Raw genomic sequence first — 14858 nt, 5'->3', positions numbered from 1 at the left:
TAACTTGATAAATTTCCCTACTTTAGTTTTGCTTTAAAACCATCCATGAAAAAAATACTGCTATTGCTATTCGTGCTGAGCCTTGGCTGCAAAAGCACATCTTCTTTAACAGCCTCAAAGCATGAATATGCGAGACCTGTTGACACGACCAAACGGCCTATTTCTTATCAAAAGAAAAAGATTTATCATTTTGACGGACTAAGCGCCCGCAACGACTTTCCAGCAGCAAGACTAAATAGCATGACTCAAGACAATGATTCCACCTATACTGTAAACATCTGGCCTGAGAACTTTCCCATAAACCCAAGTCCTTGGTTTGCCTTTAAACTATGTTCGGAAACGGAGCGTGATGTCTACCTTAATCTGGAATATTCGAACGGAGCAAAACATCGGTATTCGCCAAAACTTAGTAAAGACGGAGAAAACTGGACTCTACTTGATTCAACATTGGTGCAACGAAATGTAGATAGTACTAACGCCCAATTGAAGTTGAAAGTCGGAAAAGATACTTTATGGGTAGCAGCCCAAGAAATACAAGACCATAGAAGGGTAGGAGAATGGGTGAAGAAAATGGCACAGAACACTTCGGTAACTCAAAAATCAGCAGGCAAGAGTGCTTTGGGTAGAGACTTATACCATTTGAATTTAACAAAAGGTACTTATGAGAAAAAGCCGACTGTTTTGATTATTAGCAGACAACACCCACCTGAAGTTACTGGTTTTTTATGTATGAAATCGTTTGTAGAAACTATAATCGAAGAAGGAGCTGACAATGGATTTTTAGAAAAGTATCGTGTGATGGTATACCCATTAATGAATCCTGATGGAGTTGATTTGGGACACTATCGTCATAATACAGGGGGAGTTGACTTAAATAGGGATTGGAGTCAATATCATCAACCAGAAATAGCGCAGGTTACAAGTCATATGGTTGGCGAAACCGTAAGCAACAAGAATGATGTGGTGCTCGGACTTGATTTTCACTCTACCTATCGGGATGTGTACTATACCCCAGACCAGAGCATTGAAAGAAAGATACCTGAATTTACGAAAGCTTGGCTCGAAAAGATTAGAGTTGCCGTAGGATTAGAAGATATTAATGAAAGTCCAGGTATGAATGAAAGACCTACCTCAAGCGCTTGGTTCAATCGGCAATTTGGAGCTACCGGTATCACCTACGAAATTGGCGATGACACGCCAAGGGATTTTATTGCTACCAAAGGAAGAGAATCAGCTCGCGCCATGATGGAATTGCTACTTGCCGAATGAAGAAATCCAAAAATACCCTTTTAGTTGTTCTCGCTTTTTTCTCCATTTATGTCATTTGGGGGTCTACCTATCTATTGAATAAAATAGCAGTAACGGAATTGCCTCCCTTTATGTTGGCTGCGGTCCGTTTTATCACTGCAGGACTCTTGATTTTTGTGATTTGTAAATTTGTTGGAGTTTCAATCGCCATTACCAGAAAACAGCTTTTAAATACCGTGATAGCTGGTTTCCTATTTCTGAGCTTCGGAAACGGGGTAGTCGTATGGGCCTTGAAATATGTAGACACAGGTTTGGCAGCGCTTGAAATATCTGCACAACCCCTAGTCGTACTTATACTGATGTTGATTTTTCAGGGTAAAAGGATTCAACTCATGTCAATGGTAGGGGTGTTTTTAGGAATCGTCGGGATTTATCTTTTGGTAAGTCAGAAGCAGATTTTAAACCAAGAGAACTCCATTTTAGGCATGGTAATGATTCTTTTCTGCATGATTAGCTGGGGATATGGAAGTCTTTTTGTCGGTAAAGCGGACTTACCAAAAAACTATTTGGTCAACACAGGTTATCAAATGTTTACAGGTGGAATTATGCTCGTTGGGTTCAGTCTTGCCTTCAGTGAACCTTGGTCTTTTCCTATAGAATGGAGCCCAAAGGTAATCTATACAATGCTGCTATTGATTGTTTTTGGAAGCATTATAGCCTTCACATCTTTTAACTATCTATTACGGCAAGTTTCTCCCGAGAAGGTAGCTACTTCAACTTATGTGAATCCTATTATTGCTTTACTATTGGGATGGTATTTTCTAAACGAACAAATTACCTTACAGTCGATTATTGCAGCGGCAGTATTGTTAACAGGAGTTTATTTCATAAATACGAAGAAGAAATTGACCCTTTTTTCAAGATTTGGCAAGGTGTCTTCTAAAACTGATAATGACAATCAGTAGAAAATTCCTGAAAAATTGTTCCTTGGAATATCCTTCACAGCGTCTGCGATAACTTTTAATCCTAAATAATGGTCATACATTTTCGGGTCAGGATTGACATGATTAAAATTTCGATGTCTCCAAAAAGTCATTGAAGCAGCAGCGTAAACAGTGAATGCTTGTAGTGAAAACCTTTCTAATTCATTTAATTCGATTTCTTTCTGATAGCCATTAAGAAGATTATTGGCTTTATTTAGGTTCAAGGTTTCTTCATCAGAACAGAGTCCGACTAAAGTCATACCGATATCAAAAATGCGAAAGTAATTTGCAGCCTCTTCAAAATCCATAATACAAACATCATTTTCAGCTGGATTTATTACAATATTGCTGAAGAAAATATCACTATGGATAAGGCATTTGGGTAAGTTTTCTGAAAAGTAGGGTTCTATATAATCCTCGATTTCCTTTAACCACGCTTCAAAGGCTGAACCGGCAGCGTAGGTGCTAACTTCGCGGAAATACTCTTTTCCATAGGCCAACACTTTTGGCAAATAACTAGGAGCTTCTATTTTATGTAATCTTCCTATCTCTGTACCAATAGTCTCTAGCAAAGTGGCGGTAAGGTTCTCGATAATCTCTCCGTCAATGAACACCTTTAGCATTACTGGTTTGCCCTTCCAATTAGAAATAGGTTCATCGGTAACTGTCCGTAATAGTTTTGAAGTTTTGAATGTATTTTGCGCCAGGTACTCTAATAAATAGGCTAACTCCTGAGCACTTTGTTTTGTTTTTTGTTCGCAAATAGTTAGAACATAGCGTTGATTCTCGGCGGTGACGAGATAGTTTGTATTCTCTGAACCCCCACTTAAAACTGAAAATGATGTTACCTTTTCGATGTCGTACCAATCGCAAATTTCATCAATATTATGTTGGTTTAATACAGAATACTGGGACATGCTAATTGTGTGTATTATGTTTTAAATCCCAGTCGGCATTCATTCGGCACAAGAGTTCTTCTTCCAAATGGTAACAATCAATCAAATATACTTTTTCACGGAGTGTTTTGGCTTTTTCTATGGAAGGGTGTTTTCCCTTTTCAGAAATAGTTTTTACCTGCAAAGCATCTTTCATAACCTGCGGAAATTTCGCAGGATGAGCAGTAGCTAAACATACTAATTTTTTATCCCCAAGTATATCTTTTAAGTCATGTACGGCCGCTAGAGCCACTGCTCCATGCGGATCAAGCAAATAGTTTTCAGTAGTATATACTTCCTTGATTACCTCAAGTGTTCGTTCATCCGAAATGCTTGCGGTCAAGAATCCCTCAGAATAAGCCGCAAGGGTTTCTTTATCAAACTCAACTTTCCCGAATGTCTTAAATTCATCAGACCACTTTTTAATTTTGGTTGCATCTTCATCTACACAGAAATACAAAAAGCGCCAAAAGTTATAGGGTATCAGAATATCAATGGCTGAAGAAGGCGTTTCAAAAATGGGTTGTTTTGAAAACACACCTTCGGAAAATATCCGATGGAGACAGGCATTCGTGTTATTTGCGATTACATATTTATCTATGGGTAATCCCATTTTACGAGCTAATCCGCCTGCGCATAAATTCCCAAATGCTCCAGAAGGTACAGACATATTGATTTCTTCTCCGATAGTCTCCACAACTTTTAGGTATCCGTAGAAATAATGAACTGTTTGCATCATTACACGACCCCAATTGATGGAGTTTACACTAGACAAATGGACTTTCTCCTTAAACTGAATATTCGCATACAGATTTGCAATCACCAAATCCAGGTCATCTCCTCCATCAAGACAATTCGATACTCCTACGGGATGAATATTTGAATGCGTCAAAGTAGTCATCTGCCGTTCTTGTTCTTCAGTAATCAATCCTTTTGGATATAATACCCAGGCAGATAAATTTGACTTCCCAGCGGTAAAATAGGCCGTTGCAGGTCCTGTATCGCCTGTAGTCGCGACTATGAGTGATTTAAATTCATTTTTCCTCTTCAAAAAGAAATCCACCAAATTCACAAGGAAGGCCAAACCAACATCCTTAAAAGAAATAGTAGGGCCATAAAACAATTCCATGATATGGATGTCCTTTTGAGACTCCATTTTGTATAGTGGAATTACCTCAGGCTTCTCAAAAGGAGTATAGGCATCCTTCAGCAATTTCTTTAATTCAAACTCCGAAATGACGGAGCGGTTAATAAAAAGAGATAAAATTTCAAAGGCCAAATCTACATAGGCTAAATCCCTCCATTTTTTTAGTTGCTCCAAAGATATCTTAGGAAGTTCTGAAGGGACATACAATCCGCCATCGGAAGCAAAACCATCAAGAATAGCAGTTTCCAAATCTACTGGAATTCCTCCGCCTGTATTGCTTACAAATTGCATCATCTAGGCGTTTTCTTCTTTATATTTTTCATAAACAGCGGTTGTAATCATAATATCTTGAACAGCAACTCCGGTTAAGTCAACAACAGTTATCTGTTCTTCACTAGTCCGTTGTAAATCGGAATTTTGAATTGCATTCCCCAGTTCCATGATTTTATCTTCGGTAATAAACCCATTAGAGACTGCTTGGTAAATCTCGCCTCTACTTTTACTTTGTGGAATGCTGTCGGCCACAACGATATTCGCTTTTTTAAGAACAGAGCCGTCCAACTCTTGTTTCTCTGATGTATCGGAACCCACTGCAGTAATATGAGTGCCTGGTCGAATATTATCAGCTGTAATTAAGGCTAGTTCAGATGGGGTAGTGGTTACAATCAAATTGCAATTTTGGGTAACGTCGAGCGCTGATTCTGCAATATGAATGTCGAATTTATCACCCATTTCTTCTTTAAACCGAAGCACATTCTCAGCTGTTCTTCCCCAAACCCAAACGGATTTACATGGTTTGGTTTTCTGAAGGTACTGCAATTGCATTTTAGCTTGAATGCCCGTTCCTAGAATACCAATGCCTTCAATATTTTTTGGTGCAAAATATTTGGCAGCAACAGCTCCGGCAGCAGCAGTTCGTACATCAGTTAAGTATCCTTCATCCAACAAAACGGCTACGGTTTGTCCTGTCTTTTGATTGAATAACAACATTATGCCCTGGCTAGATGGGAGTCCTAAATTCTTATTTTCGTAAAAACCGGAAGCAATTTTAATGACATAGAAATCGTCTTTTTTAATATATCCATATTTTATATGAACATCTCCTGGAGGATTATCAAATAAAAGCTCACCAACTGGTGGCACAACTGTATTCCCATTGCTATACTGAACAAACCCTTCGGACATAGCGGTAACCACATCTACATTTTTTAAAAGGGATTTGATTTCTTCTAGTTCAATTACTGTAGTCATAAAGAATTTTCTTTGCAGCATTAAAAGTAGGCATAAAGAAAAAATCTCCATACACCAAACCAATTTTTGTCAGTTCAGCATATAGCGATTGTCCGTACTGCTTTTAAAAAATGAAAAATTCCTCTTTGTTTTTATACGAACCTGCGAACCGCATAAGCCCAGGCGATAAACAAAAACTGGAAGGGCAATCGTATGAGAGCTGCATCATGGTTTCCAATTGCTGGAATATCAGAAAAGACATCTGAAATATGAATAGGTAAGAAAATCAGCATCAATAAAATCACTCCCGTTGCACCTAGTTTAGTGTACTTTGGAATAAACATCAAAACACCCAATACGATTTCAACAATTCCCGATGCATAAACCATCATTGTCTTTGCTGGAAGAAAAGTTGGTACAAAGGGTTCGTAGAATTCAGGTTTTAAAAAATGTTGTATTCCTGCATAAATCAAGAAAATTGATAATAAGACCTGTAAAACTTTCCATACTATTTTCATAAATATATTATTTAGCGTAATAATTCTTGGTCATCTGTTCCATAACCCAATTGGTTCTGATGGCCGAATCGCCCGTACTAGGGCATATTCCATATCCTAACAAATCATCAACAATGGTCTGTATTAAGGGTTGTTGGATGTGATAGGGGAGTTCAAACTCAAAAGTTTCCAAAGGATAACCAGATTTTTCAAGAAAAATCTTCGGCTCTCCAAAGAATGAGATCGTTATTTGTCCCTTCGAACCAATAAAGGTCATTTGATCTTTTTCTGATACGTCGTCAACGGTAAAACACCAAGAACCAGAGCCAATGATTCCATTTTGAAAAACAAAACTCGAAGAGATAATGTCAGCGGCATGATATTTTCTGGCTTGATTTCCTGCAAAACCTGCCACTGATTTAACAGGTCCCAAAACATAATCCAAATAATCCAATTGATGTGCTGCCAAATCAAAAAAGTAACCACCACCAGAAACGTTCGGGTCTATACGCCAATTCGTCTGCATTGAAGACGTGATGTTTGCAACAATATCTGGGTCGAGCGTTTTGAACATTTGTACATTTACCATTCTGATATCACCAATAGCATTGTCATCCAAAAACGATTTCAGTTTTTCAAAGTTGGGAAGTTTCCTTCGGTAATAGGCAATGTATAAAGGGACATTAGCCTGTTTACATACATCTATCATTTCTTGGCACTCAACAGTTGTCCGGGCCATAGGTTTCTCAACATATATCGGCTTACCAGATTTGGCCGCTTTAATTGCCAAATCTTTATGAGCATTTGGGGGCGTTGCGATATAGATAGCATTTACATTCGGATCATTGATTAATTCATCCGCATTATCATACCAGGTACCCACTCCATGTCGTTCCGCATAATCTTTAGCCTTTTCTCCGCTACGTCGCATAACAGCAACCACATCGGAATTGGCTATTTTCTGCATGGCGGGAGCACTTTTTACTTCACAAACATCACCAACACCAAGGATACCCCATCTGACCTTATCGGCCTTAATTTTTCTTTTCATTATGTTTGATTTTGTAAAGCGAGGAGTTCTTCCCAAACTTTGTCATTTACGGGAATACCATTTTTCATATGTTCAGTTCTTCTTTTCACGGTTTGGCTACCCGGATATTCGATAGACTTTCCTTCTTGCTCAGACATAGCATTGGTGATGTGATTAATAATTTCATCAACTAACTCCTTATGCCTAGCTCCATCATTCATTTGTTCGGTGTCAAAGCAAATAAATACCTGCGAAAGTCCATACTCCGCTTCGAGTTCCCCAATTTTTGCCGTTGATTTTCCTGAAGAAAGTAGCGTAACCATTAAATCTACCAGAATTGACATTCCCGAACCTTTCCAGTACCCTGTTGGTAAAAGGCGCTTAGTTCTTAATATTGCCTTTGGGTCCGTAGTAGGTTCTCCTTCGGAATCAAATCCGCCATCAAAAGGAAGTTCTTTTCCATCCATCGCATACTTTTCCATTTTCCCATAAGAGAACTGTGATAGCGACATATCCAAAACTATGTGCCCCTCGGTATTTGGTACAGCCATAATCAACGGATTGTTACCCGTGTTAGCCTCCTTAGCTCCCCATGAAGGCATATTGGGCATAGTGTTCGTGAAACACATGGCTATGCAGCCCGCTTCCGCAGCTTGCCACCCGTAAGATCCTCCACGCATCCAATGGCTACCGTTTTGAAGCGCAACGCAGCCCATTCCACTTTCTTTCGCCAGTTCGATGGCTCGATTCATACAAAAGTGAGCCGTTAAAGGCCCAGGACCTAATCGTCCATCCCAACGTTCGAAATTACCAAGTGACAATTGAAGTTTGGGTTTAGCGTCTAACTTAACATAACCATCGGTTATGGTTTTAAGAAATACAGGGAAACGATTAATTCCATGGGAATGATAGCCATCCACAGTGGAATCCGCAAATATTTTTGCACAGCGAGTAGCATCGGTATTTGATAATCCTGTTTTTAAAAGTATCGATTCAAATACCGACATTAATTTTTTATATGAAATTATGGTCATTTTTTTGCTTTTGTAACTAAAAGGTAAAATTCAAAAATTCCTGTCAACTTAAATGGAATTATTCATCAGTAAAATACAGAGAAACGGCAATAGGCTTTAAACCAATACATTATTTCATATCAAAAATTGTAAATAAAATACTACAAATTATGTAGTTCATCGACAATATTTGTAATACATCGGCGTTTTTAGATGGATTAAACACATAACCCAACTAAAAATGCACTTTTATTATTTAAGAAGCACTTTTACTTCTTTAGCGCTAATAAGCTTAATTTTTGGATCAATTTCTGATACTTTCGAAACCAACTTCTTTTCTAAAAATAGTGATTTTGTAATAGAAAGTAACATAGCATCAAAGTCCAGTATGTTACTGGAAGAATTCTTTATGGATTTTGATGGAGACGGTATTCCTGATGAAGAGGATCAAGATGACGACAATGACGGAATATCAGATTACGAAGAAGTCGGTGGTGTCCAAATCGACCCTCTTACGTGTAATGGCTCAAGACTTAAATTCATTGACTTTGTAGAGGAGTCTGGTGATGGTGATGGTTTATTTGAGGTGGGTGAAGTATTTCGTTTTACGGATGTAAACCCGATAGATGCAACAGACGCTTTGCTTACCATAGTTGAAATGGTAGATGGGGTTATTAATGAACTTGATGACACTGACGAAGGTTTTGTGGATGCATTTCAACCCAACATGACTTTTTCCGGCATAGGAAAGCCAAGAATTACATACAATATTCGTTTTGTAGACGCTGGTACCAACAACCCAAGAATGATAGAAAGTTTTGGAGGGATAATTAACGACGTTGATTCCTCAGACGTGGTTAAGGAATCATATATAGTCTATAGCCCAAGTATTTATGCGCTTGACAACCCTACTGCTATTGACGTTGTCGATATGGGTGGAGGAGTAATTGAATTTGCTGCAGATGGTACAGCTAATCAAAATTCCATTGGAACTAATCCTTTATATCAAGGTTTCTGGCAAATCAATAACGTTGAAAGCGTAGATTTTACATTTCAGTTGATTAAGACCACCGAGCAGGCTTTTGCAAGACAATATTCGCTTTTTTTCGATGAATGTTCGATTTCAAGTTTTAATGCTCCAGATATCAATCTTCAATTTGAATTTGCACCTGATACTGATGGTGATGGTATAAAAGATTATCAGGATGTTGACTCCGATAACGATGGAATCTACGACGCTATTGAAGCTGGCCATGGACAACCCATTGATAAAGATGGGCGAATCATAGGTGCAGTTAGTGATGATGGTATGATAGATAACTTGCAAGGGCCAGGGGAAGAAAATAGTGGTAGGTACCGTTTTAGTGAAACCGATACCGATAATAACTTCACTCCAGACAGATTAGAGCTAGATTCTGATAAAGATGGTTGCTATGATACCTCAGAAGCAGGTTTTATAGATGCGCTTCCTGGGGCGATGCCAGATGGGTATTTGGGTTCAGCCTTTCCTGTCACTATAAATATGTTTGGTGCTGTTACCAGCGGTGAAATGGATCAAGGGTATACCACACCGAGAGATCTTTTTACAAATGGAGTTCCTGATTTCCAAGAGGTTGGTCCTGATGCAGATTTAAATGGAATTTCTGATGGCTGTCAAGATATCGATGGGGATGGGGTTATTGATCTTGACGATCTTGATGACGATGATGACGGTATTCTTGATTCTGTAGAACAGCAGGGTCTCTTTCCAATGGCAGATGAAGACGGAGATGGTATCTTTGATTTTGCGGATATCGATTTTTCAGGCTTTGTTGACTTTAATAACGATAACATCAGCGACCAATTCGATATTGATTTAGATGGGATTATTAATCAAGATGACCTTGATTCTGACGGAGATGGTATCCCTGATAATATAGAGGCCCAACTAACAAATTCCTATGTATCACCAGCTGCCATTTTTGATGCTGAAGGTGTTGACATCAATTATCCAGGGGGATTGAATCCCGTAAACAAAGATGGTGATTTATTCCCTGATTTCTTGGATGTAGACAGTGATAACGACACCTTAACTGATACTTTTGAAACGGAACTTCAACTTACTCAAAGTGATTTAGATAAAGATGGATTAGATGCCGTTACAGATATTACAAATGGCTATACAGATGTCAATGGAAATATAGACGACCCTACGATTTTACCAGACAAACAATCTCCTGGGGCCGATGTAGATTATAGAGATTCCAATACAATTCCTGTCGCTTCGAATGATGTTTTGGAAATTAACCAGAATAGTTCCGCAGGCCTTGACAATCAAATTGATGTTTCTCTTAACGACCTTATTGGCCTTGATGGCGGAGATACCGACAATTACGATATTACTTCACAGCCTTCCAATGGCACTGTCACAGAGATTAGTGATGAGTTTTTGAATACGTGCCCGAACGAAATTTCTTCGGAGCTGATGTTTTTCAATACACTTTAAACGACAGTAATGGCGATTCAAATTCAGCATTGGTCAACATCATGATTAATGTACGTGATTTTGACGGAGATGGTGTACCTGATGCGGATGATTTAGATGATGATAACGATGGTATTCCTGATGCCTTAGAAGAAGAAGGTGACCCGAATAGGGATACTGACATGGACGGAGAAGTAGATGGAATGGACTTAGATGCCGATGGAGATGGGATTTTAGATGCAGTGGAATCTGGAAGTGGGGCGGAAGACCCGAACAATGATGGTATTCTTGATGGTCCATTTGGTACGGACGGAATTCCGGATCAAGTGCAAAGTCAACCAGATGCGCAGACAATCAATTACACATTGCAAGATAGTGATGAAGACGGTATTCCTGATTTTCAGGATATAGACGATGACAACGACCATGTAATCACTGAAATCGAAGATGTAAACGGAGATGGAAACCCTTTAAATGACGATAGTGATTCCGATGGAATTCTTGATTATCTAGATTTAGATGATGATGGAGATACTATAAATACTATTGACGAAGATGTCAATATGGATGGAGACCCTACCAATGATGATACTGATTCAGATGGGCTTCCCAACTATTTAGACATCGATGATGATGGTGATGGAATACCCACCATAGATGAAGATACAAATGGAGATGGAGACCCAACCAATGACGATTCAGATGAAGATGGCATACCCGATTATCTTGATATGGATGATGACGGAGATGGAGTAAATACCATAGATGAAGATATTGATGGCGATGGAAACCCAACCAATGACGATTCAGATGGTGATGGTATTCCCAATTATTTAGATGATGATGATGATGGGGATGGTGTGCTGACTTTAGATGAATTGGGAGATATTGATAACGACGGTATTCCTGACTATCTAGAGGAAAACAACAGCGATCCAAATGCTGAAGATGGCATTGAGATTTTTAATGCGCTAACACCAAATGGCGATGGCGAAAATGATGTCTTCATCATTAACGGTCTTGACAAGATGATAGCGAACGAGCTAGAAGTTTTCAACCGATGGGGCGGAATAGTCTACAAGACAAAGGACTATGGGAAAGGAGGTCGCTTCTTCAGTGGAGAATCCACAAGTGTCACTGCCGTGTCTAAAGGTGACCAACTGCCCGAAGGTGTATACTTCTATGTCCTTTCCTATGAAACTCCAGATGGAAAAATCAAAAAACAATCAGACTTCCTATACATTAACCGGTAACCCAAACTAGAAAAAGAATGATGGTATGTCAACGTATCATCCCAATTAAATCGTGCCTAATGAAAACGCATTTTAAATATTATATTCTCATCCTGTTTTTCCTAATAGGTCTTCAATCGTATACGCAACAAGAAGCGCAGTACACGCAATACATGTATAATACGCTAAGTATTAACCCTGCATATGCTGGTTCAAGGGATGGGCTGACCCTTACGGCCTTGTATAGAAATCAATGGATTGGCGTGGGAGGCGCCCCTGAAACACAAACCTTGACCTTTGACACTCCCTTGGGAAATCTAAGCAATTCAGGGATAGGAGTATCCATCGTGAATGACAAAATTGGACCTATTCAAGAAACCTATTTTGATATTGATTACTCGTACACCATGCTAATTTCTAAAAAAGGGAAACTAGCTTTTGGATTGAAAGCAGGAGGGCATCTATTAAATATCGATTTCGAGACCTTAAATGAATATTCCAGTAATGATGTTTTGATAGATGATAATATCGATAATAAGTTCTCGCCCAATTTCGGGTTAGGCGCCTTTTATTACACCAATAATTTTTACTTAGGATTATCAGCGCCAAACATTTTGGAAACAAAACATTTTGATAAATCGGCTGATGACACTAATGGGTTTACAAGTTTAGCATCTGAACGTATCAATTTATACTTGATTTCAGGTTATGTGTTTCAGCTAAACCCTAATTTAAAATTCAAGCCCGCAGGATTGGTTAAATTAGTTACCGGAGCACCTTTACAAGTAGATATTTCCACCAATTTCTTAATTAAGGAAAAGCTGACTTTAGGCCTTGCATATCGTTGGGGTTCAGGAGTGAGTGCACAAGCGGCATATCGCATCAAACAATCATTTTTATTAGGCTTTGCATATGATTGGGAACCAAGTTCTCTTGGAGCAACCCAATTTAATGCAGGCTCATACGAGCTCGTCTTACGTGTTGAATTGTTCAACAAACGAAAAATAGTATATCCCAGATTCTTTTAATACAACCTCAAAGTTTAATCATGCAAAAAATAATCACACTTCTATTCTTTTTTCTAGTTCTTGGTGTAGGCTCAGTAATCGCACAAAAACGTTTGCTTAAAAAGGCAGACAAACATTACGAAAACCTTGCTTATAAAGATGCTATTGGTTTATATGAACAAATCGTCGACGCTGGTAAAGCTGACTTCGATGTGTATCAAAAACTTGGGGATAGTTACTACTATAATTCCGATTTGAAAAACGCTTTGAAATCGTATCAGAAGATGTTGTCCCTGAGTAAGAATGTTCCTGCGGAATACTATGCGCGTACGGCATCCGCCCTAAAAAATAGTAATGATTTTGAAGGGGCAGACAAATTATTGAAAGAACTTCGCGAACTCAAAGAAAATGATTCAAGAGCAGCGAAATTAAGTGCTTTACCAGAATACCTTCGTGACATTACCGCAACCTCTGGGCGTTATTCCTTAGCAAATATTGGTGCAAACTCCCCGCAGGCTGATTTTGCTCCTGCTTTTTATAAGAATGAACTGGTATTCTCCTCCGCTAGAGGAAATGGTAATAGCACCGAGACAAAAAATAAATGGACAGGTCAATCTTACCTAACCTTAATAAAGGCAGCCATAATGGAAGACGGCCAACTCTATAAACCTGAAGTCTTTTCAAGAAAATTGGACGCCCAATTGCATGAATCAACAGCGACTTTTACAAAAGATGGAAGTACGGTCTATTTTACGAGGAACAATGTTGAGGGAATTGGATTCAAAACCGATACCACAGGTCAGGTACGCTTAAAGATATTCCGTGCTCGGATGGACGCGAAAGGAAACTGGCGTGATATTGAAGAGTTGCCTTTTAATGATGATAGCTACTCTGTAGCCCATCCTGCCTTAAGTCATGATGAAACAAAACTATATTTTGCTTCTGATATGCCCGGTACTAGAGGGATGTCCGACATCTTTAAGGTAGATATTAATCCCGATGGTAGTTTTGGTATTCCTGCAAATATGGGTTCAAATATCAATACTGAGGGAAGAGAAACCTTTCCACATGTAACTGAAAAAGGAGTTTTATACTTCGCCTCCGATGGTCATTTGGGATTGGGCGGACTAGATATTTTCGCGACGGGAAAAGTACTGAACAACAAAGTAATCAACTTGGGGACTCCAGTAAATGGCCCGGCAGACGACATGACTTTTATCATTGATGAGTCTACGGGAAAAGGATTCTTCGCTTCAAACCGTGAGGGGGGAAAAGGAGATGATGACATATATACGTTTATTGAAAGCAAATCCCTGGTAGGGAATTGTTTTGGAAACTTTCAACTTACTGTAAAGGACGATAAGAGCAATGAACTTTTAGCAGCTTCACTAGTAGAGTTTAAAAATCCGGAAGGAGATATTGTAATTTCGAATAAGACAGATGCCAATGGAATGATAAGTTCTAATTTTGACTGTGCTGATGTATTGTATACTATCAATGTCAGTAAAACCGATTACATGGCCAAAGCTCAAGATTTCAAGGCTTCATGGGATGAAACCAAACCATCAATTGAAATCAAGATGCGAAACATTGCTCCAAAAATAGGCAGCGATGTTATCAGTATTTTAGGGCTTGACCCCATTTTCTATAAACTCAATAAAACAGAGACTTTAGACCGCAATAAGCTCGAGTTAGACCAAGTCGTATCATATCTCAAAAGGTATCCTAATGTTCATGTCAAAGTAGTCTCACATGCGGATAGTCGCGGTAGAAATGCATATAACCTAAGTCTTTCAAAAGACCGCTCTTTTGCAACAGCCGCTTATTTAATGCGAAATGGAATATCTGAATATCGTTTGCGCCTTGATGGTCAAGGTGAAAACATCATCTTAAATCGTTGTGTAGACAATGTCGAATGTGAAGAAGAAGAACATACACGTAACAGAAGAACAGAATTTATTATCGTAAAAATTTAATACTCAAACACTTTTTGTAGAAAGAGCTTTACAATTTCAGGGTCCATGCTGGTTTGTAGGGCTTTTTCAATTCTATAATTTAGCCAAAGGGATACT

Annotated in this window: 12 protein-coding genes; 6 read left to right on the top strand and 6 right to left on the bottom strand. The window is 38.8% G+C overall.

The genetic code is table 11. The features are described from left to right. The first annotated feature begins 45 nt into the window (after positions 1-45). Complete coding sequence (locus tag FEE95_RS12630; RefSeq protein WP_138658305.1) at positions 46-1269, top strand: M14 family metallopeptidase; 1224 nt, start codon at positions 46-48, stop codon at positions 1267-1269. Further along, the gene (locus FEE95_RS12625) at positions 1266-2213 is read left to right on the top strand and encodes an EamA family transporter (RefSeq protein ID WP_138658304.1); all 948 of its coding nucleotides are present in this window, start codon (positions 1266-1268) and stop codon (positions 2211-2213) included. The genes FEE95_RS12630 and FEE95_RS12625 overlap by 4 nt, the downstream gene beginning before the upstream one ends. Here the strand turns inward: FEE95_RS12625 and FEE95_RS12620 are convergent. From FEE95_RS12620 to yiaK, 6 genes are all read right to left on the bottom strand, one after another. Next, on the bottom strand, positions 2207-3148 hold the full coding sequence (locus FEE95_RS12620) for a phosphotransferase (protein ID WP_138658303.1): 942 nt from the start codon (positions 3146-3148) through the stop codon (positions 2207-2209). The two genes, FEE95_RS12625 and FEE95_RS12620, sit on opposite strands and share 7 nt — an antisense overlap. 1 nt (position 3149) lies before the next feature. Next, positions 3150-4607 carry a threonine synthase gene (gene thrC / locus FEE95_RS12615; RefSeq protein WP_138658302.1) on the bottom strand — a complete coding sequence of 486 codons (1458 nt, stop codon included), beginning with the start codon at positions 4605-4607 and terminating at the stop codon, positions 3150-3152. Next, the gene (locus FEE95_RS12610; RefSeq protein ID WP_138658301.1) at positions 4608-5564 is read right to left on the bottom strand and encodes a Rossmann-fold NAD(P)-binding domain-containing protein; all 957 of its coding nucleotides are present in this window, start codon (positions 5562-5564) and stop codon (positions 4608-4610) included. Between the two features lie 131 nt (positions 5565-5695). Next, a complete protein-coding gene (locus tag FEE95_RS12605) occupies positions 5696-6061 on the bottom strand; it encodes a DoxX family protein (protein WP_138658300.1) in 366 nt (121 codons plus the stop codon). A 7-nt stretch (positions 6062-6068) separates the two neighbouring features. Next, the gene (locus tag FEE95_RS12600) at positions 6069-7091 is read right to left on the bottom strand and encodes a Gfo/Idh/MocA family protein (protein WP_138658299.1); all 1023 of its coding nucleotides are present in this window, start codon (positions 7089-7091) and stop codon (positions 6069-6071) included. Next, positions 7091-8104, bottom strand: a complete 1014-nt coding sequence (gene yiaK / locus FEE95_RS12595) for a 3-dehydro-L-gulonate 2-dehydrogenase (RefSeq protein ID WP_138658298.1) — start codon at positions 8102-8104, stop codon at positions 7091-7093. Before yiaK ends, FEE95_RS12600 begins: the two co-directional genes overlap by 1 nt. A 220-nt stretch (positions 8105-8324) precedes the next feature. Between yiaK and FEE95_RS12590 the strand changes: the two genes are divergently transcribed. Genes FEE95_RS12590 through FEE95_RS12575 form a run of 4 tightly spaced genes read left to right on the top strand, consistent with a single transcriptional unit; the run spans position 8325 to position 14762 of the window. Then, complete coding sequence (locus tag FEE95_RS12590) at positions 8325-10568, top strand: hypothetical protein (RefSeq protein ID WP_138658297.1); 2244 nt, start codon at positions 8325-8327, stop codon at positions 10566-10568. Beyond that, positions 10520-11800, top strand: coding sequence for a gliding motility-associated C-terminal domain-containing protein (locus FEE95_RS12585; RefSeq protein WP_138658296.1), 1281 nt, complete (start codon positions 10520-10522; stop codon positions 11798-11800). The genes FEE95_RS12590 and FEE95_RS12585 overlap by 49 nt, the downstream gene beginning before the upstream one ends. Before the next feature lie 59 nt (positions 11801-11859). After that, positions 11860-12807, top strand: coding sequence for a PorP/SprF family type IX secretion system membrane protein (locus FEE95_RS12580; protein ID WP_138658295.1), 948 nt, complete (start codon positions 11860-11862; stop codon positions 12805-12807). A 20-nt stretch (positions 12808-12827) separates the two neighbouring features. Next, positions 12828-14762 carry an OmpA family protein gene (locus FEE95_RS12575; protein ID WP_138658294.1) on the top strand — a complete coding sequence of 645 codons (1935 nt, stop codon included), beginning with the start codon at positions 12828-12830 and terminating at the stop codon, positions 14760-14762. Positions 14763-14858 lie beyond the last annotated feature (96 nt).

Origin of the sequence: Maribacter algarum (ex Zhang et al. 2020) (assembly GCF_005885635.1) — a bacterium.
Classification (GTDB): domain Bacteria; phylum Bacteroidota; class Bacteroidia; order Flavobacteriales; family Flavobacteriaceae; genus Maribacter_C; species Maribacter_C algarum.
Note: the sequence above shows the minus strand (reverse complement) of the source record. Positions and strands in the feature narration are given on the sequence as shown.